At 41.0% G+C, this 25139-nt stretch carries 23 protein-coding genes; 8 read left to right on the top strand and 15 right to left on the bottom strand.

Annotated features, from left to right (window positions below):
- Positions 1 to 21: 21 nt before the first annotated feature.
- The 3 genes from LDO37_RS08655 to LDO37_RS08645 are packed head-to-tail and all read right to left on the bottom strand — an operon-like array spanning position 22 to position 1780.
- Positions 22 to 384 carry a hypothetical protein gene (locus tag LDO37_RS08655; protein WP_126606091.1) on the bottom strand — a complete coding sequence of 121 codons (363 nt, stop codon included), beginning with the start codon at positions 382 to 384 and terminating at the stop codon, positions 22 to 24.
- 54 nt (positions 385 to 438) lie between these two features.
- Entirely contained in the window at positions 439 to 1173 is a 735-nt protein-coding gene (locus LDO37_RS08650) for an oxygen-binding di-iron domain-containing protein (RefSeq protein ID WP_126606092.1), read from the bottom strand.
- Complete coding sequence (locus LDO37_RS08645; RefSeq protein ID WP_126606093.1) at positions 1151 to 1780, bottom strand: chemotaxis protein; 630 nt, start codon at positions 1778 to 1780, stop codon at positions 1151 to 1153. The genes LDO37_RS08650 and LDO37_RS08645 overlap by 23 nt, the downstream gene beginning before the upstream one ends.
- Before the next feature lie 187 nt (positions 1781 to 1967).
- Here LDO37_RS08645 and LDO37_RS08640 point away from each other — a divergent pair, with 187 nt between their 5' ends.
- Complete coding sequence (locus LDO37_RS08640; RefSeq protein WP_126606094.1) at positions 1968 to 2843, top strand: glycerol kinase; 876 nt, start codon at positions 1968 to 1970, stop codon at positions 2841 to 2843.
- 50 nt (positions 2844 to 2893) lie between these two features.
- Here the strand turns inward: LDO37_RS08640 and LDO37_RS08635 are convergent, their stop codons facing one another.
- Entirely contained in the window at positions 2894 to 3550 is a 657-nt protein-coding gene (locus tag LDO37_RS08635; RefSeq protein WP_101113776.1) for a DUF2726 domain-containing protein, read from the bottom strand.
- A gap of 194 nt (positions 3551 to 3744) precedes the next feature.
- Between LDO37_RS08635 and LDO37_RS08630 the strand changes: the two genes are divergently transcribed.
- Positions 3745 to 4146 carry an A24 family peptidase gene (locus LDO37_RS08630; RefSeq protein ID WP_185829696.1) on the top strand — a complete coding sequence of 134 codons (402 nt, stop codon included), beginning with the start codon at positions 3745 to 3747 and terminating at the stop codon, positions 4144 to 4146.
- A 162-nt stretch (positions 4147 to 4308) separates the two neighbouring features.
- Here LDO37_RS08630 and LDO37_RS08625 read toward each other — a convergent pair whose 3' ends face one another.
- The 3 genes from LDO37_RS08625 to LDO37_RS08615 all read right to left on the bottom strand — a co-directional run bounded on the left by LDO37_RS08625 (position 4309) and on the right by LDO37_RS08615 (position 6792).
- Entirely contained in the window at positions 4309 to 5073 is a 765-nt protein-coding gene (locus LDO37_RS08625; protein WP_399481124.1) for a substrate-binding periplasmic protein, read from the bottom strand.
- A gap of 18 nt (positions 5074 to 5091) precedes the next feature.
- A complete protein-coding gene (locus tag LDO37_RS08620) occupies positions 5092 to 5892 on the bottom strand; it encodes a hypothetical protein (RefSeq protein WP_126606097.1) in 801 nt (266 codons plus the stop codon).
- Between the two features lie 90 nt (positions 5893 to 5982).
- Positions 5983 to 6792, bottom strand: a complete 810-nt coding sequence (locus LDO37_RS08615) for an EAL domain-containing protein (protein ID WP_126606098.1) — start codon at positions 6790 to 6792, stop codon at positions 5983 to 5985.
- Positions 6793 to 7273: 481 nt separating this feature from the next.
- Between LDO37_RS08615 and LDO37_RS08610 the strand changes: the two genes are divergently transcribed.
- The 3 genes from LDO37_RS08610 (at position 7274) to LDO37_RS08600 (ending at position 11081) form a co-directional block, all read left to right on the top strand.
- On the top strand, positions 7274 to 8227 hold the full coding sequence (locus LDO37_RS08610) for a phosphate/phosphite/phosphonate ABC transporter substrate-binding protein (RefSeq protein WP_185829709.1): 954 nt from the start codon (positions 7274 to 7276) through the stop codon (positions 8225 to 8227).
- On the top strand, positions 8224 to 10377 hold the full coding sequence (locus LDO37_RS08605) for an EAL domain-containing protein (RefSeq protein ID WP_126606332.1): 2154 nt from the start codon (positions 8224 to 8226) through the stop codon (positions 10375 to 10377). The genes LDO37_RS08610 and LDO37_RS08605 overlap by 4 nt, the downstream gene beginning before the upstream one ends.
- Before the next feature lie 296 nt (positions 10378 to 10673).
- Positions 10674 to 11081: a DUF6795 domain-containing protein gene (locus LDO37_RS08600; RefSeq protein ID WP_126606331.1), complete on the top strand. Its 408-nt coding sequence runs from the start codon at positions 10674 to 10676 to the stop codon at positions 11079 to 11081.
- Between the two features lie 27 nt (positions 11082 to 11108).
- Here LDO37_RS08600 and LDO37_RS08595 read toward each other — a convergent pair whose 3' ends face one another.
- The gene (locus LDO37_RS08595; RefSeq protein ID WP_126606330.1) at positions 11109 to 12665 is read right to left on the bottom strand and encodes a methyl-accepting chemotaxis protein; all 1557 of its coding nucleotides are present in this window, start codon (positions 12663 to 12665) and stop codon (positions 11109 to 11111) included.
- A gap of 629 nt (positions 12666 to 13294) precedes the next feature.
- On the opposite strand from LDO37_RS08595, the gene LDO37_RS08590 reads away from it, so the two are divergent.
- Together LDO37_RS08590 and LDO37_RS08585 are read left to right on the top strand one after the other, a co-directional pair.
- Complete coding sequence (locus tag LDO37_RS08590) at positions 13295 to 15265, top strand: sensor domain-containing protein (protein ID WP_126606329.1); 1971 nt, start codon at positions 13295 to 13297, stop codon at positions 15263 to 15265.
- A gap of 447 nt (positions 15266 to 15712) precedes the next feature.
- Positions 15713 to 16597 carry an AEC family transporter gene (locus tag LDO37_RS08585; protein ID WP_126606328.1) on the top strand — a complete coding sequence of 295 codons (885 nt, stop codon included), beginning with the start codon at positions 15713 to 15715 and terminating at the stop codon, positions 16595 to 16597.
- On the opposite strand, the gene rlmF is transcribed toward LDO37_RS08585, so the two are convergent.
- The 3 genes from rlmF to LDO37_RS08570 all read right to left on the bottom strand — a co-directional run bounded on the left by rlmF (position 16589) and on the right by LDO37_RS08570 (position 19056).
- The gene (rlmF, locus tag LDO37_RS08580; protein ID WP_185829708.1) at positions 16589 to 17593 is read right to left on the bottom strand and encodes a 23S rRNA (adenine(1618)-N(6))-methyltransferase RlmF; all 1005 of its coding nucleotides are present in this window, start codon (positions 17591 to 17593) and stop codon (positions 16589 to 16591) included. The two genes, LDO37_RS08585 and rlmF, sit on opposite strands and share 9 nt — an antisense overlap.
- 3 nt (positions 17594 to 17596) lie before the next feature.
- On the bottom strand, positions 17597 to 18181 hold the full coding sequence (locus tag LDO37_RS08575) for a M48 metallopeptidase family protein (RefSeq protein WP_185829707.1): 585 nt from the start codon (positions 18179 to 18181) through the stop codon (positions 17597 to 17599).
- Positions 18182 to 18441: 260 nt separating this feature from the next.
- Complete coding sequence (locus LDO37_RS08570) at positions 18442 to 19056, bottom strand: glutathione S-transferase (RefSeq protein ID WP_126606327.1); 615 nt, start codon at positions 19054 to 19056, stop codon at positions 18442 to 18444.
- A 124-nt stretch (positions 19057 to 19180) separates the two neighbouring features.
- Between LDO37_RS08570 and LDO37_RS08565 the strand changes: the two genes are divergently transcribed.
- Positions 19181 to 19768, top strand: a complete 588-nt coding sequence (locus LDO37_RS08565; protein ID WP_126606326.1) for a TetR/AcrR family transcriptional regulator — start codon at positions 19181 to 19183, stop codon at positions 19766 to 19768.
- Between the two features lie 19 nt (positions 19769 to 19787).
- On the opposite strand, the gene LDO37_RS08560 is transcribed toward LDO37_RS08565, so the two are convergent.
- Genes LDO37_RS08560 through LDO37_RS08545 form a run of 4 tightly spaced genes read right to left on the bottom strand, consistent with a single transcriptional unit; the run spans position 19788 to position 25138 of the window.
- Positions 19788 to 20912, bottom strand: coding sequence for a response regulator (locus LDO37_RS08560; RefSeq protein WP_126606325.1), 1125 nt, complete (start codon positions 20910 to 20912; stop codon positions 19788 to 19790).
- Positions 20913 to 20914: 2 nt separating this feature from the next.
- A complete protein-coding gene (locus LDO37_RS08555) occupies positions 20915 to 24136 on the bottom strand; it encodes a response regulator (protein WP_126606334.1) in 3222 nt (1073 codons plus the stop codon).
- On the bottom strand, positions 24129 to 24716 hold the full coding sequence (locus LDO37_RS08550) for a SpoIIE family protein phosphatase (RefSeq protein WP_126606324.1): 588 nt from the start codon (positions 24714 to 24716) through the stop codon (positions 24129 to 24131). Before LDO37_RS08550 ends, LDO37_RS08555 begins: the two co-directional genes overlap by 8 nt.
- Positions 24713 to 25138 (bottom strand): anti-sigma regulatory factor, encoded by a 426-nt coding sequence (locus tag LDO37_RS08545; RefSeq protein ID WP_126606323.1) that lies wholly within the window; start codon positions 25136 to 25138, stop codon positions 24713 to 24715. The genes LDO37_RS08550 and LDO37_RS08545 overlap by 4 nt, the downstream gene beginning before the upstream one ends.
- Between the last annotated feature and the right edge of the window lies 1 nt (position 25139).

The following is a 25139-nucleotide window of genomic DNA, read 5'->3' as shown; positions in this document are numbered from 1 at the left end:
TTTGACTAAGACTAACTTGCTCTAACTGGCGACCGCTATCCTACCCACCAGCATGTCATGAATGTATTGTTCTATAAAGTCATCTAACGCTTCCAGCTTTGAACCAACAACCCAAAAGCTTTCATATTCAGCAACCAGGTACTCATTCCCTTTAGCTGTTATCTGATAATCTGAGAGAGCCGTGTTATCGGGTGTTTCTTTCCTTTCAATGATCCCAGCTTCAATTAAGTCTTCAAAGCGAATACCAAAATCTAAGCAAAAATCAAAAAGTGGCTTACTTCCTCGTTTTAGTTGCTTGTTCTTCCACAGATCACGCTTTTCAAAAAAGCACGCTGAAATGTTCACCTGTTCGATGTCGATTGTTTCTACGTTAGATACAGACATAATATGTGTTCAAACCTGATAATGAGTTATGTCATACCCGAAGTAGAAATGTGGCTACTTGATCGCAACACCTACATCGAGCTTATCCAGCCACATGAGAAAACGTTTCACGTCGTCTCCTTTGAATATGCCACCATGCTGAGGGCAAAGCATATCAATTTCCAGCTTACTGACCTTCTCTATCCATGCAGTCTTAGCTCTATTTGAGGGCATCCACCTTTGGTGAAAATACTCCATTTTTGGTATATGAGCATCAAAATCTTGAACAAACATGGGGGCATCGACAGCATCCAATGCTGCACCGATGTCTCCTGACATTAATATTTTAGCTTGTGGATCGTAAACTGAGAAATTTCCGGACGAATGCATGTAATGAGCAGGTATAAATTGGATCTCGATTCCAGAAATATTGAGACTACGTCCTTCATCAGGAATTGGGGCATAGTCCACTTTTTCCATACCAAAATGGCGAATAAAGCCCTCCCAAAGCCATGGAGAGTGTAATTTGGCTTTAGTTAGCGCTTGATCCCATAAACCTAATGAAGAAATAATATCTGGATCTTGGTGTGATGCGAAAAGATGAGTGATGTTTTCTATGGGTACTTCTTTAACAACGCAGCCTAGCATGGCTGAAAAAAGCTCAATGCCTCCCGGATCAAGCAGTATGGCTTCATCTCGATTGGTTATCATGTACTGATTGGTGTCCACGATACCATCTGGTTTCTCTGGATCACGACCGAAAACAACCCAACGATGAGAACCTTGATTAAAGAGAACTTTTGCTTGCATAAACTACCCTAGTCAGTTCAGAAAATAGATTTAAGGATTGAAGAACATGGCTTTGAATGGAATTAGCAGACTGCGATACGCTAGTCGCGATACTATTCAGTTGATCTTGATAAACTTCACCAGCTTGTGAAGCTTCTACGCTGAGCATGGTTGAAATAATTTGCGCTGTTCTTAGTTCACTGTGTAACACCCTCAACATGTCATTTAACCCCTTGGCTTCGCGTTTAAATTCAGCCATGAGCTCATTGTGATGTGTATGCGTTTCAGCAATGGTAGGTTCCAAGCTACAGATAAATTGTGCATTCGTTGCGGTTTTATAGACGTCTTCAAACTTGATTAACGCCGACGCCGCGCGCGTTTCTGCCGTTGCGATTCGGCTTAGCTTTTGGGCTTTTTTATTGATGACTTTGGAAGACTGAAGTGTGGTTCGAACTAGTTCATCGATGGAGTCGGTAATAGGCCTAAACCCCGCGGCACTTACTCCAGCTCTTAGCGCTAAAGCCCTTGCGTTACTCGCTATCAGCAAAAGCCGTTTCGCAATAACCATGCCTTTATTGAGCTCCGCTGCTACTTCCGCGGCAATGACAAAAACGCGTTTTTCTGACATATTTTTTCTTATATAAGCCAACCTTAATATCAATATAGTTCAATATTGCTCATTACATGCAACGTTAGTGTGGTTATTAAATTCACAGTGTTCTTTCCGTGAACTAAATTATGAATTAGCGCTCTGCATCTTGAGGTCACTTGGGTATACAATAGTTAAACTTTCATGAACTTCCCGATAAACAAAAATGATTTCAACCAGTAAACTCGCTGAAAAATTGAATGTTAAATCAGGTGCTTTGTTTCAAGCGCTAGAGAAATACGAGTTCGTCTTCAAAGAAGAAGAACATTGGACGTTAACAGAAATAGGCTTGGCTCAAGGCGGGCGCTATAAAGAGTCAAAGCAATACGGGCGTTACATCGTTTGGCCTCAGGACTTATATGTTCCTTTATACGACTCAAAAGAAGACAAACTGACCGCAGCTCAAGTGGGTGAACGACTTAAGTTAACTTCCCAGCAATCGAATCAACTGCTTGGTGAGTTGGGGTGGATTCTCAAATCTGATGGAGGATGGGTAGCAAGTACATTGGGCAAACGAATGGGTGCGGAACAAAGGCATAACAAAGCTTCTAACATTGATTACGTTGTTTGGGATAAAAGTATCATCATGAATACGCGGTTACTCTCTTCTGCAGAAGAATTATTGGGGTGCCATGTTAGCCAACGATCCACAGATAAATCTTACTCTAATTTCCGACAAAAATTTGAAGCCAAATTTCACTGTGCAGATGGTCATTACGTGCGAACAACCGAAGAAATGCATTTAGATAACTGGTTGTATCTCACTGGTATTGCACATGCGTACGCTAGAACGTTACCGATCGATATCGACGTTCAATCTTCATTCTACTTACCTAGAGTAAACCTCTATTTAGAAATACACCCGAATAAAACGGATACAGAATTGGAAGCCGAATTTGAGCTTAAAATCCAAACATACAAACGTTATGGTCTTGCGGTTGTCATTATCTCTGCCGAAGACTTAGAAAACTTGGATAAATCTATGCCAGCACTCTTTGCTAGTAATGGAGTGACAATGTCACAAGTGAAAGGTAAAAAATAACCCGAGTTTGAGAATCTTCAACTCGGGTTACGCTTTTATCGCCCTAGGGTTTAGGACCAATTAATTTCTTCAATAAAATCTTCTGTATGGCGACAATTCGGATAGCGGCTGCATGCATAGTACCGTTTTCCCTTGTGTGGACCTTGCATCCCTACTTTCACCACCATTGGAGATTGGCATTCCTTACAAAATCGGACCTCGGGTTCGATATCGATAGTGTCGACATATTCAGCTAGTACCTTTCTTAATCTTCCTACTTGATAGGCGTACTTTTCGTTGGCGCCGATTAAAGGTATGCCCGACGTTTTGCAAACGTGCATCAGTAACTTTTCTCTCTCCGCCTTGGTTTTGTTCAGCTCTTTGCCGTTATCAAACTCAATAATACACAATACTTCGAGCGTACCAGGTCGGCAGACCACAAAGTCGAGGTGTTTTCTCGCAATTCGATTAAATGCCGCTAACCACTTTTTCTTATCTTTGTTTGGTGCCGGCATCAATACGTCTGCCATGTGCACTTTTGCGAATACTAAAGCGCGATTATCAACAGCGGTGATCAGTGCATTATAAAATGCCACCTCAGGACCGCTCATTAAGTTTCCAACCTTCTTATAAGGATAGGTGATCGGTGCATAGCGTTTCGCAAAGTATTTTTGATATACAAGAAATACGGTTACCAAGACAAAGAGCAAAATCGCAACGCTCTGCATATTTAATCCTTTTAGCTAATCTAGTTCGTCGTTATACCCACTAACACGATCTGATTATACCCGAGTCATCGTAAGTCGCTAGGAAGGATTGGGGGTTTGCGGTTGTTTTTGCTGTACTTTGTTACGCGAGTATTTATATACTCCACCGCATGAACGCAGAATTTATCTTTCAAGTTATACTTTTTTTGGGGCTTGTGTCAGCGGGGTTAGCGATATGCGTCTCGGATGCTCGTCACAGAATTATCCCCAACAAGTACGCCCTCATCATCGCGGCAATATCCATCACTTTAGCACTAATGAATGGGTTTATTCTTGAGTCATTACCCTATGCGGCTTTGGTTTTCATTGTAGGGTTTATCGCCACAATTATAGGTATTTGGGGTGGTGGTGACACCAAGCTTCTAACGGCTTATACACTCGCTATCAAGCCAGAATTTCTCGCCCTTGCGCTTATCTTAATGTGCTTGGTCGGAGGGTTACAAATTGTCGTCATGCTAATTAGATACAGAGGTTTTCAGACAATTCGAGAAAAAGGTATAGCCTATGGTATTCCGATAGTACTGAGCTTTACTTTTTTTGCGTTCGTCAGTTTATAGCCACTTCGCTCGAAAAGAAGGATCTTTGACTTTATCTTCTGATAAGCCTCAAACTAAAAAGAGAAGGAAAACGGTAAAGCGCCCTTCCTTCTCTTTTATTGTGAAATGAAATAATAGTCTGCGATTATCAATAAGTTTATTGTTCGACGCTAATAAATACGATCAGTCGGTTTCGAAATGTAACCTCATATATGTCGACATTATCTTGTCGACATCAATTTTTGTGAGACCCTGGTTAAAGATGTCTAACCATTTTTCACCTTGCTCACCTCGGTTAAACGCAATGTACAAATGTTTGTTCACTAAAGGCTTTTTATTCATTTGTACTTTGTCTTTCACTTTAGAAACATTTTCATCATGCAGCTTCAGAAACTTCAAAACATTTTCATCGATGACTGCGACATCTAATCGAGCATCAGCGACTTTGAGCACATTTTGCTTATCAGTGAGAACAGAAACAGCCGACAATTGACCACTTTGCACCATGTCATCAAATTCAATGGTATTTCGGTACCCATTTACAACGCCTATCTTATAAGGAACCAAGTCTGTCAAAGCACGCCACTTAATTGGATCGTCTTTCTGTTCTACAAATCCGAGCATACCGCTTCCCATAGTGTCGGAAAACAGCAGCTTATTGGTTCTAAAATAGTAAGCAGGGAAATAGCCGGCATACCGCTCGTTATTTTTCGCAAGGGATACAGCGCGATTCCAAGGGTAAAACTCAACTTCAAGCTGGTGCCCCATAGCGGCGAAAGCCGCACGAGCGACAGCCACACTGGCACCTTGTTCGGCAAGATTTTCTCCCGTATAGGGAGGCCAATACAATGATGTAAGCCGTACAGTGTCCGCCACTGTGTAGCATGACAAAACTGAGGCAGCACTATACATGCAGCCCAGCCAAAGCCTTTTAAATTTTAGGTTCATTTTTCTAGCAACTAACTTTTATGGTGAGGTCAAATCAATAATCGTTCGACCTTCGGGTTTTATAATTTTTAAGGTATTTTTCCAATGCTTATCTATAAGCCTCTGCATTAAACCACTGTCTTTTGCATGGTTCAATGCCCTTTCGATAAGCAATTGATGTTCTAACGACAATTCACTCATGTAGAACACCATACTGCGGTCATACTTTAGAATCAGGCTCTCTTCGATGTCTAATTGATGTTGAGCTTCAGCTTCTGCAACAACCTCGTGCATGCCTCTGGGGAAGTAGTTTACCCCGCCGTCTACACTGAGCATCTCGTACAATTGTCTCCATTCACCATCTTTAACATGGTAAGGAAGCTTGTTAGCATTCCAGACATCAATATCGTACCAATTTGCCCCTAAGCCTGCGACAAAACCCAGCTTACGAAACTCTTCAAGAGTCGATATATCATCGTATCGAGCTTGAGCGCCTTTCGGAATAAGTAACACTCTCTGCCCAATCATGCCTTCAGTGAGTGGAACATCGATTATGTGGTATTTGGCATTACGTTCAGGCGTTTTAACTAACCAATACATAGAGAGCTGGTTTTTATTCAGCATATGCACGGCACGTTTCTGAGGTGTATGTCTAGAAGGTGTGACAATATTGAGTTGTACTCCTTGAGCTTTTAATGATTCCACTAAAAGCTCATGAAAGTAGGATTGACCATTATCACTAAATGCTGGCAGCGTCAGGGTGACTTTGTTGACAGCCATAGCGCTAGTTGAAACACTGCATGAAAATAAGATGCTTACCACCCAGTGAAAACGGTTCATTCTACCTTCCTTATTCAATCCCTTATTGTTTACTATATACCTTAATAAGCTCTATGCTTACTTGCTGGACACTTTTAGAGCCTAAAATTACTAAGGTTGAGTGCTTTTCAGCTTTATTGCAGGATCTTGTGGCGAAAGTGGCGCAGGCTTTCCAAGGTAGAACCCTTGAAACATATCAATGTCGAGATGAGCCAGCTTATCTAGTTGCTCTCTTGTCTCTAACCCCTCAAGTATGACTTGCGCACCAATGCTTTTTGCTAACTCAATGGAATCAACTAGGTCTAGATCATCGCGATTAATAAAGTTATCAAGCAAAGATTTATCCAGCTTGATGATGGAAGGAAGCAAGATTTTTGCCCGAGAAGCATTCGAAGCACATTGCCCAAAGTCATCCATCGCAACGGTAATTCCGTATTCACTTAGTACTTTTGCCCCATTAAGAATCTCTTGTATGTTTCCTTCATCAAACTCCATGATTTCATAAACCAGCTGAGATGGGTGCAGAGAGAACATTTGCAAAAAGCTCAATAGGATTTGAATAGACTTCTCATCATGTGACAACACCTGAAAAACGAGCGGTGAAGCATTGATAAAGATTTTTTTATCGCTTTTCCCTGATTGAGCAAAGTTTCTAAGATGAATACTGGCACATAGAAGTGAGGTATTAATGATATCAATGAAGCTTAGTGAAGGGTCTCTGAAGAAAAGATCCGGTCTTATAATATTTGAAGTTTCATCTTTGATTCGCACCAACCCCTCATAACCAAACACATTACCATCTGTTGTTTTAATTGGCTGAAATACACTAGAAAAGGTATAACCTTGGTATTCAGCACATAGAAATCCGTCTTCATTCCTAAACAAATGTTTCTGAAAGTCTTCGGGATTAGAAAGGTACATGCAATCAGTCCAATAGATAGGGTTCAGTATCAAAACATTATGCGTCTGCGTTTTTGCAAAATCAAATACCCAAATCTCAATTTTGGATACGATAACTCTTTGTTTTCCTTATTTTGGGGTTTAATTAGTATTTCGTCAGGCTTGGTCAAAAACAGGCATCGCTTCGACAAAGATATGACTATCAAACTCGCATAACCTCATTAATCCCATCTAACACCACACTCTATCGTTTAATTTATAAATAGTCAGAGATTCTCATTTTTAAAAGTAAAGTTTTAGGTAAATCAAATCTATTAATGAGCCAATTAGAAAACATTATGATTCCCTAAACGCAATAGAAACATCTTGCAATACTTTATTGCTCAATTTTTGTTAACTTACTTCCATTTATTATTTACAGAAAATGTCGTTATCCCTATCCTTTCAGATTAGTTTCCCCACCTAATTTTCGATATTGAGCTCTGTCATTATGATAAAACCTATGACTTCTTTTTTAGCTTCAAAAGCACTACTCGTGCTAGTGAGTTTAATCTCAATGCCCGCGATCTCTGTAGAAAATAGAGATATCAAACTGAATAATAAACCTTTTATTATTGGTGCCGTATCTGAAAAAGTTAAATCCAGGATTAAGTGGAGCCTTCCATTAGCTGACTACCTTGCAAATTCCTTAAAGGAATATGGCTATACACATGGGGAAGTTGTCGTTGTTCCAACGCTAGAGGAAATGTCTCAACAGCTTAAGAATGGGCATGTTCATCTCGTACCAGCAACGGTTTATAGTGCACTAATTTATGAAAATAGAATTGATGCGAATATACTTGTAAGGCGTTGGAAAAAAGGCAGATCAACCTATCACTCTATAATATTTGGCAGAAATGATGAGCAAAACCTAAATTTCAGTGAGCTAAATGGGAAAACAATTCTATTTGAAAAACCAAGTTCAAACAGTTCGTTTTTTATACCTGCTGTAGCACTTATTGGTCAGGGATACGAATTGCAATATCTTGAGAGCCATGCAGAGAGACCAGATCCAGACAAAATTGGGTATATGTTTATGAATCAACAGCTTAAACAATCCAATGAAATAAACATATCGTCTTGGGTTTACCAGCAACGTGCCGACCTTGGTGCTTTTAGTGACAGAAACTGGGATTCAACAGAAGATCTTCCAAATAGAATTAAACAATCTGTCGAAATTGTATACGAATCATCCCTTTATCCTCGAGACCTTATGATATCGTCACCTTCTTTATCAGCAGAAGTGAATTTAGCGATTAAAAATACATTAAAAACAATGCATTTAGACCCCAGTGCTAAAGCAACGCTTGTGCGGTTTCAGAAAACGTCGCAATTCGATGAGTTAAACCAAGACATGTTAAATGTCATTGATGAAGCTCGTCAGCACCTTCCCAAAATTGAAGCATTGCAAAAATGAGTCGGTTTTCTTCGATAAGGCTGAGCACAAGATACATTATTGCAACTGCGAGTATTATCGCTACGCTCTCTCTTAGCCACTTTGTACTTCAACAAAAATTATATACTCAGCACACAGAGAGTATTATCGAAGAACTCAACAACCATACTCGCACGAGTTTGAGTCAGCAGCTTGAACTTAGGGGTAAGTCCATTGCTCACTATCTTGCGGAGCATCTGTTTGATCCTCTGTATAATTTTAATTTAGAAGCCACCTACTTAGCCATTCAACCTGCAATTTCACAGCAAGAAGTGAAGATAGTTCATGTCATCGATCAAAATGGCAAAATCTTCCACGACGGAACGGAATCAATGCTTCTTTTTGGTGCCACACCGCCCAATGAGTCGTCAATTAAATTGTCGATGGAAAAGAATACCGCTTTCATTAAACAAACTAATTCCGAATTAATCTACATTCAGCCGATCTCACAATCAGGTGTATCAATGGGGGCTGTCTACATAGAATTAAGTTTAGACAAGTTACTCACCGACATTTCCGCGAACCAAGTCGTCATTGGCGATGTGTATGAAAAGAATATACACAGTTTATATCGAAGCCATTTTTGGGTTACGACCGTCAGTTTCATTGTAAGTCTTTTTCTTGCTGCTTTGATGGCGCGGTCACTTACGCAGCCCATTAGAAAGCTCACCGCTCACATACAAGAAACGGGGCAAGGGAACTTTCGTTCGATGCCAGTACTACGTCGTTCTGATGAGATAGGGAAACTTGTGACCGCCTATAATGACATGGGTATGCGTATCGAAAAACATACCGAAGACATCCGATTCATGGCCTATCACGATGCCTTAACAGGGTTACCTAATCGCTCTTGCTTTATTAAGCATGTGAACCAGCTTATCGCCTCTGAAAGTCATGACAATATTGATCTTTTCTTTATAGATTTGGATGAGTTCAAGCAAGTCAACGACCATTTTGGCCATGCATCTGGCGACCATTTGCTCGAAATCGTTTCATCTCGGCTAGCCCGTGAAGTGGGGTTCAGCTTTGTAGAGCCCACATCGAATATGGTTGCTCGTCTTGGTGGTGACGAATTCCTAATTTGTTGTACAGGCTTGAGTGGTGATCAACGCGAGCATATGGCTAATAATATTCTGGATACTTTGCAAAAAGGAATATTAATTGAAAGCGACTCTATTGTCGCAGGAGGAAGTATTGGACTCGCTTCTTTCCCTCAACACGGGCTCGATGCAGATACATTAATTAAAAATGCCGATATAGCGATGTATCACGCTAAAGATCAAGGCAAAAATACATACAGTTTGTTCACTCATGCCATGAACAAAAAAATTGAACAACGAATAGACATAGAGCAAGAGTTAAGAAAAGCTCTGGCTGATCCAAGCCAATTCGAGCTATGGTATCAACCCAAAATCGACATGAGTTCGGGGAAAATCATTGGTGCTGAAGCGTTGGTGCGCTGGCGCCACCCTACTCGGGGTATCATTATGCCCGATCAGTTCATCCCAATTGCAGAAAATACGGATATGATTTTGCCTTTGGGCTCACATTTAATAGACCTCGCCTGCAATCAATTAGTGAAGTGGGAAGACAACCAAATTACCCCAGACTTTTATCTAACAATTAACCTGTCTGCAAAACAACTTTACCGGCAAGACATTGGGGCGATTTTGGCAAAAAGCATGATGAAGGCAGGATGTAAGCCAAACCAACTTCAGCTCGAAGTAACAGAGAGTCAGCTATTGCATGATATTGATGCGGCAAGGGATATCATTAGAGGTCTAAGAGAACATGGTATTCAAGTTCTCCTAGATGATTTTGGAACAGGTTACGCTTCGCTGAGTTATTTGCAGAAACTCCAATTTGATGGCGTGAAAATCGATCGGTCATTTGTGTCAAACATGCACACTAATGCAAATAACCGCTCGTTAGTGAAAGCTATTGTGTCGATGGCACGCAGTTTAGGGATGAAAACTGTAGCCGAAGGCATAGAAACTCAAGAACAAGCGGAGTATATAAGAAAAATCAATTGCGATATTGGGCAAGGGTTTTATTACTCAAAAGCTCTCCCTCCGTCAGAGTTCACTAAAGAATGGTTACTTCCATCTTTGGATTCCAGTGAACAAAGCTAAGCGTGTGCTGACAACTCTAACTCGATTGCGATTAGCGCAATTGCAATTGTTTGCACGCTGGTAAGCCACCACCTCAATTGCGAAGATTTGACAGAATGGAAGTAATAATTTTGCCATTTTGTCTTTTGACATTTTTCACAATGAGTTTTGAACGTTAACGTATTCATATCATTTTTGTTATTCAATGCGTCTCTATGTTCAAAAGGCTTTTGGTGATCTGTCTGATCCCGTATTCAAACTTGATACTCAGCGATACACTTTCCCTTTCTTAAAACCCACATAAGCTTGCACCACCAGTGTCTGGAAAAATCTTTCTAGAAGGTAAACCGTTATCGGGCATTACGGTAATCAGGGAAGTCCAAACGTTAGGAAAGGTTGTCGATATTGTAAAAACCGATGAAAACGGTGCTTTTTATTTTCGAGCATTTCACTACGATTTTCTGATACCGACTAAAAATGAAAATACGCTCAAGGCTATTATTAGCATTACAGCAGAAAAAGGTAATAGCAAAAAAGCACTCTGGTCTTCAGAACACACTGGCATTAACTACCTACCCTTTATGGAACCAGCCATGTCCACGATGACGTGTGATTTTAACAATGGTGTTAGCCAAATAGAGTTTCAATCGCACTTTGAACAAGATAAACGTACTCAAGTTAAGAGTATTTGCCAATTCAAAAACAACAAAAGCCCTACTATGTAGGGCTTTGAACCAAATTCTAGGGTTTATTTATAGTCTACGGAATTGCTTAACCAATTGTCCTTGAGAACTTAGATTGGTTACAAGACCTTCACATTCATCGCGTGTATCACTCGCCAGTATGTTTGTCGCAGAGCACACTTCACTGATTGACTGAACACTCGAGTTCATGTCTTCCGTCACCCTAGCCATTTCCTCTACCGCCGTAGCAATTTGGCTGTTTCTATCCGAAATATCTGAAACCTGCCCCATCAACGTATCAAGTTTGTTTCCTGATACTTCTGCGCTTTCAACACACTGTTTGGACAACCCATTACCTTCTTGCATAGCATTAACGGCACTTTGGGTACTGGTTTGAATTTGGGTAATAACCGACTGAATTTCTTCTGTCGACTCGTGGCTTCGTTGAGCCAAGGTTCGTACTTCGTCTGCAACGACTGCAAAACCACGACCTTGTTCACCTGCACGTGCTGCCTCAATGGCTGCGTTTAATGCAAGTAAGTTCGTTTGCTCTGCGATGCCTTGGATAACTGTAAGCACATCCCCAATGGTTTTTCCGTGTGCTTCAAGCTCGCTAAACAGCCCTGAAGCTTCATCTAACTGAGCGGACAGCTGATGGATTGCGCCTTTAGTTTGGCTAACGGCCTCTAACCCTTCAGATGCCGCCGTGCTGGCATTCGTTGTTGCTTCACTGGCGCTTTGTGCATTTTCAGCAATTTCGTTTGCAGTTGCATGCATCTGGTTTACAGCGGCGGCGACTTGCTCGGTCTCAGCCGTTTGCCCTTCTAGATTGGACGCGGTTGTATCGCAGTTATTGGATGAGGATTGCGCCGCTTCTCCAATCTGTTCATTCGAATCTTGAATTCGTCCAACCACCGCATTCAGTTCTGACTGTCTCATTTTGAGAGCCAGTTGTATTTCAGAAATGTCATCAATATGGTCGGTATACACCAGCTCCATCAATGGGTTATCGAACACTTTTCTCGACTCTTCACTGAGCGCTTCCAATCGTCTTGATACTTGGTATACCGCTAAAATAGATAGCAATAGTAATGCCCATACTCCAACACCAGACATGAATGTATCGGCAACAGCGGCGATAACAGCTGCAGGCACGAATAGCATAGCTGCGCGCTGCCAAAGCCTCGTACGTGGCAACTTAAGCTTAAATGGTGTTTTACCATTACGAATCTGTGCGTAGACTTTCTCTGCGTTGTCCACATGGTTTCTATCGGGACATAGACGAACAGATTGGTATTCAACAACTTGACCATTTTCTTTGATTGGAGATGCAAATGCATCCACCCAATAATGATCACCGTTTCTGCATCTATTTTTAACGATTCCCATCCACGACTTGCCAGATTTCAAATGCTCCCACATATCTTTGAAAGCTTCGGGCGGCATGTCTGGGTGCCTAACCATGTTATGCGGTTCGCCAACCATTTCATCTAACGAATACCCTGCCACCTCGCAAAATTCTTTACTGGCGTACTTGATGTGGCTGCTTGTTGATGTCACTGATAATAAATTGTAGCTCTTGGGGTACGTTACTTCTTTCTGTGTTACGGGTTGATTTACACGCATATAAACCTCAGTTTTAAGTCATACTTTCCAATTGAAACTTTCAATAACACTTTGTTTAGCAAAATCTAATTTCATTATTATTAATAGCTCTAGTATTTCTATAGACGTAAAATTTATTAAACTCAAATTGCCGCATGGCTATTTCTTAAAAATCAGTTCAATTTAGCTCGATTCACTCAAATAGGAGCCAATTAAACTCCCTTAATTAAGTAAGGGCATTGTATTTAAACACTTACTAATTAACGAAGTTGAGTAATAAACAGCAGAACTTCTCTTTACTAACGAGCTCTCGCCAAAAAACCAAGCTTTGTAAAAAAACATCATACTGATAGTCAGTTTTTAACTTCCCATCGTAGCCTTACACACACTTACAATTCAGACATACCAACATTGCGCATAGTCAAAGAAATAAAAAAGAATTATATGTCTATGATTACTGCTTTTTCGAAATTAAAGTCCGTTCATTATATTTTATAAAAATATAACTCTAATAAACGCTACTTTAACTAACTGAGAGAAAATCCTTTAGCCAATACTAAATAAGTTTGATATGGATCATTTATTCGAATGCGTACAATATTAAAAAACGTTTCTAAAACGTTTCGTGAAAATGGCAAAAGGCGTCTAGCATGCGAGCATATGAAGCTTTCGAATTACTTCATAACCCAATTTGGATTTTTGACCTCGACAGTAAACAAGTTGTTTGGGCTAACAAACCGGCTCTTCTTCTTTGGGAAAGCGGATCTTTACATGAGCTCGTAAATAGAGATTTACGCGCTTCTATGTCGATGGCAGTCGAAGCAACGCTAGAACAATACCGGAAGAAATTTCAAAAAAACGAAAAGATTCGTACATGGTGGAGCTTCACTCCAAAGCACAAGCTAAAGTGTGCTTTGTGCGTTTTTTCCGGTATTGAAATCGAGCCAAACCGTACAGCAATGCTGGTAGAAGTTGTTGCAGAGCAAAATAGCTTAAAACGCGATATCGCCTTTTCCGGTGGCGGACGTCTATCCCTACTTTTTGATGACCAAGGCGAGTTGATCAGTGCGAATGAAGCCTTTCGGCTTACTTTTAATTCTAACTTTCACAGCTTAGGTGACTTCCTTTCGAGTCAATCTAGAGCAAAGCAATGGATTCAAACTGCCTCTTCAAAGCAAGAATTAAAAGATGAAATCTCTTTCAATTTGAATGGAAAGCCTCATCATTTCGAAATTTCAGCGCAGTGGTTGGCCGATAACAATCAGCTTTTGCTTAATCTGACAGATATCACCGAAAAAAAACAGCGTTTGGAAGAAGCGCGCTTCAATGCTCATCACGATTATCTCACTGGTCTTTTTAACCGCCGAGGTATGTTGGATGTTATCTCCGAATATGTGATTCAAAAAGTCCCATTCGTTCTTGCCTTCCTTGATCTAGATGGCTTTAAGCTAATTAATGACACCTATGGACATGGCGTAGGTGATGAACTTTTAAAGTCGGTAACGAAAAGGCTTAAAGAGATTGTCGATCCATCTTGCTCATTGGGTCGATTTGGTGGAGACGAGTTTGTTGTTCTTTTTCCTGAACAAAGCAAACACCAAGTAGATAATAAACTTCATCAGATCATACAAATGGCGAGTATCGACTACCCTATCCCCAATATAGGTGAACTCTCGATCACCTCAAGCATTGGTGCAAGCCATTTCCCGACAGATTGTCAAAACGTCGAAGAGCTGATCAAGCAAGCCGGTATGGCGATGCATTATGCTAAAAGTGAAGGTCGAAATAGGTTTGAACTGTTTTCGCCTGAACTTTCCTATTCTTTAAATCGAAAAGTACTCATTAGAAACCGTTTGACGAAAGCATTCGATAAGCGCGCATTTAAATTAGTCTTTCAGCCAATAGTACAAACTGAAAATACCAAAATTAAAGGGGTTGAAGTACTACTGCGCTGGGATGACAGCGAATTGGGATCTGTCCACCCAGAAGAATTCATTCCTATTGCAGAAGAAACAGGGCAAATCGTTGAGATAGCCGATTGGGTATTCGACGAGGTAGGAAGAACGCTATCAGAATGGAAGCGCACCCTTCCTGAAGAATTCGTTGTCAGTATCAATGTCTCGCAAATTCAGCTTAATTCTTCTTTGCATACCAGGCTCAAGGCCTTACTGCATCAATATGGTTTATCAGGAAAGAATTTAGCGCTAGAGATCGCTGAACCTTCTATGGCACTTAAACATGCCGATTGTGTAAAGTGGCTGGAAAATATCAAAGAGTTAGACATCAACATTTTCCTCGATAATTTTGGGACAGGTTATTCCTCTCTTGCGTCATTAGATTTGCTTCCTATTGATGCAATTAAACTCGACAAGCGCTTTACTAGCCAGACGAGTGACCTAAGCCAAGAGGAAATGACCAATAAGACAGTCCTCAAAGCCTCGGCTGCTTTATCTAATGCCTTGAAATTAGACCTTATTGCTGTAGGTGTCGAAACAAATGAACAGAAACAACTTCTTTCTGAACTAGGCTGCCGTTATTTCCAAGGCTACTTAGTGAGTAAGCCACTAAGTAAAACCATTATAGAGCAACGGTTTCTAAATGTTATTGATGCAGAGGCTTAATTATTCTATGCGGGCATTAGCCCTTAGTCTTAGGAGGCGATAAGCCTTTGCAGCTATAACTCTTGCGTACTGAATGAAATGAGAAGAAAACAACCTGTTTCCTTAGACTTATGTCTAACAATTCGCTCTACAAGACATTGATTTAGATCATGAATCTTCACCAACCAATTGGGATAAAGTAGCCACCAGTCCCACACGTTGTGTGTAGGTTTCCTAAAACACCAGTAGGTGTTTATTTTTTAAGCTCAGGTCTATGCGGGCTCCTGAGCTTTCTTTTTTCCCCTTATCCCCTATCTTCTATCTTCTATCTTCTATCTTCTATCTTCTATCAAGCATAAATTTCAACGAGATAACAAAGAGCATTCACTGCAAATACTTATACCCAAACTCCTTCTGTGTTAACTTGCTTATTCTTTTCGAAACCACGTCAAACTGAAAAGGACAGCAATGTTTGAACAGGTCGTCAGTATAATATTTCCGGTATTTGCACTTGTTTTGGTGGGGTTTATCGTCACTAAATGGCAAAAACCCGATTTTAAGCCTATCAACCGTATAAACATGGATGTGTTTACACCCGCACTCGTTTTTTCATCGCTTTCTGCGATGCCTTTGGATGAGCAACAGTTTCCCTTAATTGGTGCAGCACTGATCGCGATATTGGTTCCCGGTATTCTCATGGTTCCAATATGCAAATTGGCTGGTTTGAATTTCAAAGCTTGGGCGCCACCGCATATGTTTAGAAATAGCGGTAATCTTGCCATTCCTTTATTCACCTACACTTTTGGTGACACAGCTTTAGCACCCGCGGTATTGCTGTTTGTTATGTCGGCGTGCACACACATCAGTGTTGGATTGGCGTTATTGAGTAATGGAAACCCGTTCAAGCAAGTTATTAAAATGCCTGTCTTTCTGGCTGCTGCTCTCGCCATGCTCGTGAACCTTGCAGACATTCAAGTTTGGCAGCCCTTTCACAACGCCACCACTTTGCTTGGGCAGGCTGCTATTCCTGTCATGCTACTGTCGCTAGGGTCTCAAATGTGCTTTATGCGTTTATCAGGATTAAGAGCTGGGATCATTTGTACGCTTCAATCATTAGGGACAGGAGCCATTGCTCTTCTATTGATTTATTGGCTTATACCATTGCCCACCATGCAGCTTCAAATGATGGTGCTTTTTAGCATGCTCCCACCTGCCGTCATGAACTACCTGTTTGCAGAGCGATTTGATGTAGAACCTAGAAACGTAGCGTCAATGGTATTGTTCGCAAACTTTTTCAGTTTGATTACTCTACCGTTGCTTCTTATGTTTGCACTGTCTATCGGTTCACCCTAAAGTGAACCATTGAGCTTGTTGTTGTTCGGTATGGTACGTCCAAGCAACAAAACGGGTAATCTTTTGCCCGTGAGTCATTTCTATAATCCTCACTTCACAAGCGCCAAGTTTTTCTAACGTTTTTCTTAACGGTCTTACGTTTTCTTTTTTTGATACTAGCGTCGTAAACCACAGGCATTGGCGAGCAAACTTTTTACTTTCATAAGCCATATTTTTAATGAATAACACTTCTCCACCCGGACACCATAGCTCGGCTTTTTGACCACCGAAATTAAGCTTAGAATGAACATCTTTTTTAGTAACACCGCGCTTTTTACGGTTCTCTGCTAAGTTTTTTAGCTTCCTCTCACTGCCTTTATTCGCTTCTTCCAGAGATTTATGAAATGGAGGGTTACACATGGTGAAATCGACACGCTCTTCAACATCAATGATGTTTTCAAAATATTTCTTCGGATCTTTCTGTAACTTAACTGAAAGCTTTCCTTTCAATATGGCGTTATTTTTAGCGATTTTTTTAACGTTAGAAATGGATATCGGGTCTATGTCGCTCGCACGCATTGCCCAGTTGTATTGGCTTATTGCAACAATAGGATAGACAGCATTTGCTCCAGTTCCGATATCTAGCCCATTAATTTGATAGCCTTTCGTCTTTTCAGTAAACAAATCGGCAATGTGATGAAGATAATCCGCTCTTCCAGGAAGCGGTGGACAAAGAAACCCGTCAGGTATACTCCAATTTATGACACTGTAATGGTGAGCAAGTAACGCCCTGTTTAACATGATGACGGCTTTGTCATCGGAAAAATTGATGGATAAGTCACCCTTTATGTTTTTTATAACATAGGGTTTCAATTCAGGAAGGGTTTTAACAAGCGCAGAGAAATTATATTTACCTTTGTGCAGGTTACGTTTGTGTAAAGCACCAAAGCGCTTCTTTACAACCTTTGCCTCTGAGGTGCTATTTGTGTTTGATGTTTTGTTAAGTTTTGAAGACACAAATTAACCTTTTTTATTTGTTTGAGATTTTTGGTGAAGCTGTTCTTGAGCTGCAGGCTCTTGCTGATTGAGTTCTTGCTGATTGAGACCTTGATGAGTTAGCTCTTGGTGAATGAGGTACAAACGCGCATCTAGCTCTAACTGATGATATTCCGGCTCCATATGACAACATAACTGATAGAAAGCCTTGTTGTGCTCTTTCTCTTTTATATGAGCCAACTCGTGCACCACCAGCATTCTTAAAAATGGCTCTGGTGCCTGTCGGAATAGATTGGCAATTCGAATTTCATTCTTTGATTTAATTTTGCCGCCGTGCACTTTAGATACATAGGTATGAAGGCCGAGCGCATTGTTGACCATATGGATCTTTTTGTCATAAACCACCTTGCTCAAGGGCGACGACTTTTTGAGATACCTATTTTTAAAATCCATTGTGTATTCAAAAAGCGCTTTGTCAGACGTAATGGAATGATTATTCGGGTAGCGTTGCTTCAACCATACACCAAGCTTTCCTTGCTGAATAAGTTGCTCTACCTGATCGAGAATAGGCTCTGGATAACCTTGGATATAACGAAGGTGCGTACTCATAATCTCCTTTACCGTGCATTTTATTTTCGAGGGAATTATCGAAGTAAATTTGAGTGCGCGACATTTTATACTTTTAGAAACACTTACCCAAGCGAGAAGTTAACAGATGCGATTCCGTAGAGAAGTTCTTACAGACAAGTGCCCACAGAAATAAGGGCTAAGACTCTACTTACCATCAAAGGGGGAATCACTACAAATAAAAAACCCCAGCAAAAGCGCTGAGGTTATTTCTGTATCGCACCGATTTGGTGTTATTGAATTTACGCCTGAAATGAAGGACGAGAAGATATGTTATCAAACCATGACTTAATGGACGGATATTCATCAAAAACATCTAGCTCTAAACCATTCGCTGCGAAGCTAATAAAAATATGCCCAGTGATGTCTACGATCGTAAAGCGGTCACTCGCAATGTAATCAGATTCACTGAGGCGTTTCTCAAGCTTTGGTAGGAAATTGGCTACACGGCTTTTCGACTCTGCACCCCATGCTTCTACGCACGTTTCGCGATCACTATAAATCCCAGTTAGGTTTCTGAATGCTTGAAAACCTGCGTATAACCCTTCAAATTCGACCACTCGGTGCCACATCTCGATTTGAGCTTCTTCTAAGGCATCTTTTCCAAAAAGTGCAAACTCATTGTCGTTAACGCCATCTAAATAGCGACAGATAGCAACACTTTCACTAATTGAGTCGCCAGAGTCCAGTTCCAACAATGGTACCTTTCCGTTTAAAGATTTCGCCAGATATTCAGGTGTTAGGTTATCGCCAGCTTTGACATTAAGTTGCTGCTTTTCGATATCAATCCCTAATTCTTTCATAAAGATAGAGACACGACGGCTACTCGGTGTCATGGCTGTTTCATAAAGTTTCATTTTCTTACCCTTAATTACTAAACGTTCGTTTAGATATAAAATACATAATATCTAAACGATCGGTCAAGTATTAATTTTCTATTCTAAAGATGTTATACTCACGGAACGCAAAGTGAGAGTGCCCATGCCTAGAAAGAGTAATTTTGATAAACAAGAGAAATTGATCGATGCTATGAACCTTTTTTGGCAAAAAGGTTATGCAAATACCTCGATTGCTGATTTAGTCGAGACGCTTGGTATCAATCGCTTCAGTCTTTACAACACTTATGGTGACAAACAAGCACTGTATTACTCAGCTCTTGATTTTTATCTCCAAAACATTTCTTTTCCTTCAATGAAAAACCTTATTGAAGACGATGCAGACCTTGTAACTATAGAAGAATTTTTAACGCGCTTTGCTCGAATTCAGAAAGATCAGAAAAGCGGATGCTTTATGCAAAACGCTCTTATGGAGCATGGCGGTAATGACAATACGGTGAAAAACCGAGGTGAGGGTGTTTTTGATTTACTTCTTAGTAATTTCAAACGTGCACTGGATAACGCTCAATTGAAGCATCAAATTGCTGAAAGCTGCAACACAGAAGCACTTGCTTCTCTTTTACTCACACAAGTTCAAGGAGTAAGGGTTTTGGGCAAAGCAAGAGCATATGCAGAGCTAGAGCAAGCTGTTGATGCACTCTTTGTTCTCATAAAAGCGTACACACCAAAGTAGAGCTTCGCTCAATATAGGTTTAGGTGCCGTTTTGTTTTTCTGGGTTGTCTGCCAATTCATCGGAGAATTGTGACGCTATATCAGCAAAGCGGTCTTCTACCTTTTTAAATGCTTCTATTACCTCTGGATCAAAGTGGCTGCCTGCAGACGACTCAATGATTTCCACTGCTTTACTGTGGGGAAAAGGTGGCTTATAAACTCTCGATGAAATAAGCGCATCATAAACGTCTGCCACTGCCATAAGCCTTGCACTTAATGGTATTTGTTCTCCTACTAGATGTTCAGGGTAGCCAGATCCATCCCATTTTTCTTGATGGTAGTATGCGATATCTTTAGCGTGCTCTAAGAATGCACAAGTAACACCCAATGTTTTTTCAACGGTGTCAATGGTGTCCCCCCCTAACCTTGCGTGATCCTTCATGATCTCAAATTCTTCATCAGTCAGTTTGCCTGGTTTCAGTAAGATATTGTCTGGAATACCCACTTTGCCGATATCATGTAAAGGTGCCGATTTGTAAAATGCTTCGATGGTTTCTGGCGTCAATTCCTCAGTGTACTTGGGGTTATGAGACATGGTCTCCGCTAGCACTTTTACATACTTCTGTGTTCTGCGAATGTGATTACCTGTGTCGTTATCTCGTGTTTCTGCTAATGAAGCCATAGCGAGAATAGTCGCATCCTGCAGCATTTCTAGTTCTTCTGTCCGCTCTTTTACTCGTCTTTCCAACTCATCATTGTGATCTTTTAAGCTATCTAAAACATATTGAAGTTTTAGATGCGTTTGAACTCGTGCTAATAATATTGGAGGGCTGATGGGTTTCAATATGTAGTCTACTGCTCCAACATCGAACCCTTTTTGTTCGTCTTCAATTTGTGATTTTGCGGTTAAGAAAATGACAGGAATAGATTCTGTCTTTGGATTTTTCTTTAGTTGATAGCAGACTTCGTATCCATCCATTACGGGCATCATTATGTCTAACAACACCATATCGGGCTTAAAGCGTTCGCATAATTCTAGTGCCTGCATACCGCTCACTGCGGCTAACACTCTATACTCGTCTTTAAGCAAACCCGTAATCAAGGTACGATTTTCTGCCGTATCATCAACGATTAAGATGGTTTTTTTATCACCTTGCTGAGACAATTTTAAGCTCCTTGCACTTTTCCCATATCCAACGGATATAAGTTCACTAAGCTTCTTAAAATGGATGCCGCTTGATCAAAATCGCAGTCATGAATCAATTGACAGCATCGAGCAAACTCTTCGCCGCCTAATACGGCTTCAAAATCTTGGTGGTGTTCTTCAAGAAAGTCGATCGCGCTCGCATCGAAGTTTTGTAGTAGCTCATCTAGCCTGTGAGCCCTTCCAAGAATGTCTCCGTCCACTTCTTGTTTCTGTGTCGGGAGCGCGTGACCAATCACTCCAGATATGTCCGCAAATAAGACATGTACATATTCTTCTATTTCATCGAGAAGATTCGTCGTCTCATCTTGCTTTTCACCATCTATCAATATTTCGAGCCGGGATGCCATATCTGACAGCCGCATCAACCCCATATTGGCTCCCGAGCCTTTTAAGGTATGCGCTGCCATTGAAGCGCCTCCTTTGTCTTGCTTCTCGATCATAATGTCGATTCGCTTGCGAAAATCGATCTCTTTGTTAATCAACTGCCCAAGGAGTTTTTTAAATAGCGTTTCATTTCCACCGACCCTAAGTAGGGCATTTTTATAATCAATTGCATCCAAGTCATAGAGAGTTCGATTTTCTCTTTTAACCGGCCTCTCATTTTCCTCACGGTCAACGTTGACTGCTTTAGGCAATGCCTCGTGATTTAAAGTTGTTTGTTCAACCTCTTCTTGCTCGACATCAGGTTTTGGTAACGCCATTTGCAGCGCCTTAAGCTTTGCTCCAGCCCACTTACGAATCAATTGGTATAACGTTTCAGGGTCAATGGGTTTGGATATGTGGTCATTCATCCCTAAGTTTAAGCATCGTTCTCGTTCTTCGACCATGGCGTGAGCTGTCATAGCGACTAAAGGGGTACTTGCGTATCGGCTGTTAGAACGAATACGCTTACTGGCTTCATACCCATCCATCACCGGCATTTGCAAATCCATAAAAATAATATCGAAAGGCACTTCGCCATCGCCACTAGCGGATAAGTTATCCAGTGCTTCTTTACCGTTATTGGCTATCGTGACCTCCATACCTTTACCTGACATAAGCTCAAACGCAATCTGCTGATTGATCTCGTTGTCTTCGGTTAACAGTACTCGTAGCCCTTTAAATTCGTCGGTATCTTCTGTGCGAGCCGTTTCCGACAGTTCAGCGAACCGATTTTCACTAGAAAATAAATCGATTAGACAGTCATAGAGAGACGATTGACTGACCGGTTTGGTTAGGTAATGGGCAATGTCTATGCTGTTGGATGCCTTTTTAACGTCATCTTTGTCGTAGGCTGTAACCATCACAACCTTAGGCTGTTTCTCACTTTCTAATTTTTCTCGCATCAGCGTAACGGCTTCAATCCCGTTCAGCTCTGGCATATTCCAATCCATCAGTACCAACGAATAGGGGTTATCCTGATTGATATGCGCCTCAATCATGTCATACGCTTCTTGACCACTACTCGCTGTTTCCGGCTGAATAGGCAGGGTCTCCAGCATTTCAGACATGATTTCAAGCGCGTGGTGATTGTCGTCGACAATGAGTACTTTAAGTTCATCAAGCATGTCTGGACGAAGCGACGTCCATTTGTCTTTTGAATTTTGCATTTGGTCAGCTAAATCAAACCAAACATTAAAGACAAATGAACTTCCAACATCAGGCTCACTGTCTACGCGGATATTACCGCCCATTAACTCTATCAGCCGACGACATATTGATAGCCCAAGCCCAGTACCGCCATATTTCCTTGTTGTACTACCATCAGCTTGAGTAAACGCAGTAAACAGCCTACTCGACTGTTCAGGTGTCATTCCGATACCTGTGTCTGCGACTGTAAACTCAAGCTCAATTCGGTCACCAATTTGTTCAAGGAGTTCGACAGATAACGTAATTTCTCCTGAATCAGTGAATTTCACAGAGTTGTTGACCAAATTAATGATCACTTGACCGATTCGAAGTGGGTCACCAATAAGTTGTTGCGGAATAGTTCTAGGAATATGGAATAGAAGCTCTAGGTTTTTCTCAAAGGCTTTTTGACCCGTTACTGTAGAAACGTTTCTGAATACGTCATCAAGCGTAAACTCGATATTCTCCATTTCCAGTTTACCCGCTTCAATTTTGGAAAAATCGAGAATGTCGTTAATGATTCCAAGCAGCAACGTACCGGAGCTATGAATTTTCGAAACATAGTCGCGTTGCTTGGGTGACATGTCCGTTTTTAATGCGAGGTGCGCCATACCTATAATGGCGTTCATTGGTGTACGTATTTCGTGGCTCATATTCGCCAAGAACATGGATTTTACTTCTACCGCTTCTTCAGCCTTTGCCATAGCTGCGTTGAGTTCTTGCTCCGCAAGTTTTCTTTCTGATATGTCTCGAATGAACAACGTTGCCTGACATAAATCTCCGAGCTGAAAGATGGTCATACCGATTTCTGCGGGGATTGTGCGGCCAAATTTGTCTTTTGTGCTCACTTCAAAGAACTGACCAGCGAGGCTTTGCTGGACTTGTAAATCCAAGACATGTCCAAGAACTCCCTCTAGGCGAGACTCCCCTTCCATTTGTAACAACGTTTTTATCGGATGGCTGACCGCCTCTTCTGCAGAGTAGCCGTAGAGCTCCTCCGCGTTTTTGTTCCAACTGATGATCTTGCAATTTTTATCTAACAAAATCACACCTATGGGGGCACTATCAACAATGGTTCGAGACAATTCTTCCGATTTTTGTAAATCAATCGTTTGGTTTTCTATTTCCTTCTCTAACCCTTCTTGATGGCGCGCTAAAGCAGAGTTCTTTGCTTGCAGGTCAAGCATCAACTCATCGACCGTTTTAACAGAGAGTTCACGCTCTAACAGATCAAGTTCAAACAAATCAAAGGGAATTTTTGCCTGTATATCGACTTCGAGCACACCATTAACGTAACGAGAGGCGATGCGGCTTTGGCTGAGAAGACTAGTATCGATATTATGCTCAGTCGAATTGCCGGATAAGCGAATTAAATCTGTATCAGCAAGTATTTTAAATGTAATCGGTGAGTAATTGTCATTAATTGCTCTTAAATACTGAGCAAATTTAAACCCCAAATTATCGGTTTCTACGTTCGTATATCCGCTACTACGTAAAACACTGATTATCTTTTTACGCGCTAATAGCAAGCTCGACTCGCTACCATCAATTGTCAATATTCCAATTTCATTCATCATCACACCTAACTACAATTACCGTGGCGTCATCATGTCTTTTACTAAACCTTTCCATGATAATACTCGAAGCATTTTCGGCGGTTTCGTATCTCAATGTTGGGCATTCGCTTAAACAGAAATGTTCTTTAATTCCATCGGTTGTTAAGACGAACATGTCTCCAAATTGATAGTTGTCAGAAATGGGCATTAAAGATGGAATTCTTTCTCCAACGATGCCGGGCTGTGCGCTTAAGCTGGATGAAGAATGAGAAATAATCCTAACGCAGTTGTTACCAATATTGATGCATTCGAATTTTTTATTGATCCTATCCAGGGTGAATAACGTAACGGCAGCACCAATACTGCCTTTGAACTCTTCATTCAACTTTTTAATCAACCATTGCAAATCAAATGAATTTTCTTTGTTGATTGAATCTTCCATTTCACGAGAAAGCTTTGCTGCATTCTGCCCATGGCCTAACGAATCGATAATGGCAACAAACAATCCTTTGTCACTTTCCAATATGACTGAGCCATCTCCACAAACAACTTCCCCAAAATAGGGTCGGCTTCTCACGCCATATGTGAATGCACTCATATTAACCATTTTCTCGCCACTACCTGAGTGCCCGCTGGAGAAGATTCAATATAAAACTCATCCATCATGCGCTTCACTCCTGGTAAACCTAAACCCAGTGTTCCAGATGTACTCTCACTATCACGCAGTGCTCGCTCGATGTCTTCAATGCCCTTTCCCTGATCTTCTGCGCGTATTTCTATACCTGTTTTTGTACTTGTCATAATTCTGTGCAAATAGATGTTTCCCTTTTGAGCATACTTAACGATGTTCATTGCCAGTTCTGAAACACTGGTAGAAACCTCATTCACTTCTACCGCATTGAATCCAATCTCCTTAGCTAAGACAAATGACGCCATAACCACTGTCATCACTTCAGATTCAGATGAAACGCTATACATTTCTTCGCCGAGAGTGTTGTTCGGTCTCGTTAAGCTCTGCATC

The sequence above is a fragment of the Vibrio penaeicida genome (assembly GCF_019977755.1).
In the GTDB taxonomy this organism is placed as follows: Bacteria; Pseudomonadota; Gammaproteobacteria; order Enterobacterales; family Vibrionaceae; genus Vibrio; species Vibrio penaeicida.
This window is presented reverse-complemented; position numbering and strand designations above follow the sequence as displayed.

What these genes read in the sequence shown, in the direction of transcription:
- LDO37_RS08650 (WP_126606092.1), bottom strand. Translation starts at nt 1,173, where the DNA reads ATGCAAGCAAAAGTTCTCTTTAATCAAGGTTCTCATCGTTGGGTTGTT.
- LDO37_RS08605 (WP_126606332.1), top strand. Translation starts at nt 8,224, where the DNA reads ATGAGTCGGTTTTCTTCGATAAGGCTGAGCACAAGATACATTATTGCA.
- LDO37_RS08545 (WP_126606323.1), bottom strand. Translation starts at nt 25,138, where the DNA reads ATGCAGAGCTTAACGAGACCGAACAACACTCTCGGCGAAGAAATGTAT.
- LDO37_RS08640 (WP_126606094.1), top strand. Translation starts at nt 1,968, where the DNA reads ATGATTTCAACCAGTAAACTCGCTGAAAAATTGAATGTTAAATCAGGT.
- LDO37_RS08610 (WP_185829709.1), top strand. Translation starts at nt 7,274, where the DNA reads ATGACTTCTTTTTTAGCTTCAAAAGCACTACTCGTGCTAGTGAGTTTA.
- LDO37_RS08635 (WP_101113776.1), bottom strand. Translation starts at nt 3,550, where the DNA reads ATGCAGAGCGTTGCGATTTTGCTCTTTGTCTTGGTAACCGTATTTCTT.
- LDO37_RS08645 (WP_126606093.1), bottom strand. Translation starts at nt 1,780, where the DNA reads ATGTCAGAAAAACGCGTTTTTGTCATTGCCGCGGAAGTAGCAGCGGAG.
- LDO37_RS08625 (WP_399481124.1), bottom strand. Translation starts at nt 5,073, where the DNA reads ATGAACCTAAAATTTAAAAGGCTTTGGCTGGGCTGCATGTATAGTGCT.
- LDO37_RS08565 (WP_126606326.1), top strand. Translation starts at nt 19,181, where the DNA reads ATGCCTAGAAAGAGTAATTTTGATAAACAAGAGAAATTGATCGATGCT.
- LDO37_RS08615 (WP_126606098.1), bottom strand. Translation starts at nt 6,792, where the DNA reads ATGTACCTTTCTAATCCCGAAGACTTTCAGAAACATTTGTTTAGGAAT.
- LDO37_RS08655 (WP_126606091.1), bottom strand. Translation starts at nt 384, where the DNA reads ATGTCTGTATCTAACGTAGAAACAATCGACATCGAACAGGTGAACATT.
- LDO37_RS08595 (WP_126606330.1), bottom strand. Translation starts at nt 12,665, where the DNA reads ATGCGTGTAAATCAACCCGTAACACAGAAAGAAGTAACGTACCCCAAG.
- LDO37_RS08585 (WP_126606328.1), top strand. Translation starts at nt 15,713, where the DNA reads ATGTTTGAACAGGTCGTCAGTATAATATTTCCGGTATTTGCACTTGTT.
- LDO37_RS08575 (WP_185829707.1), bottom strand. Translation starts at nt 18,181, where the DNA reads ATGAGTACGCACCTTCGTTATATCCAAGGTTATCCAGAGCCTATTCTC.
- LDO37_RS08590 (WP_126606329.1), top strand. Translation starts at nt 13,295, where the DNA reads ATGCGAGCATATGAAGCTTTCGAATTACTTCATAACCCAATTTGGATT.
- LDO37_RS08555 (WP_126606334.1), bottom strand. Translation starts at nt 24,136, where the DNA reads ATGAATGAAATTGGAATATTGACAATTGATGGTAGCGAGTCGAGCTTG.
- LDO37_RS08550 (WP_126606324.1), bottom strand. Translation starts at nt 24,716, where the DNA reads ATGAGTGCATTCACATATGGCGTGAGAAGCCGACCCTATTTTGGGGAA.
- LDO37_RS08570 (WP_126606327.1), bottom strand. Translation starts at nt 19,056, where the DNA reads ATGAAACTTTATGAAACAGCCATGACACCGAGTAGCCGTCGTGTCTCT.
- LDO37_RS08620 (WP_126606097.1), bottom strand. Translation starts at nt 5,892, where the DNA reads ATGAACCGTTTTCACTGGGTGGTAAGCATCTTATTTTCATGCAGTGTT.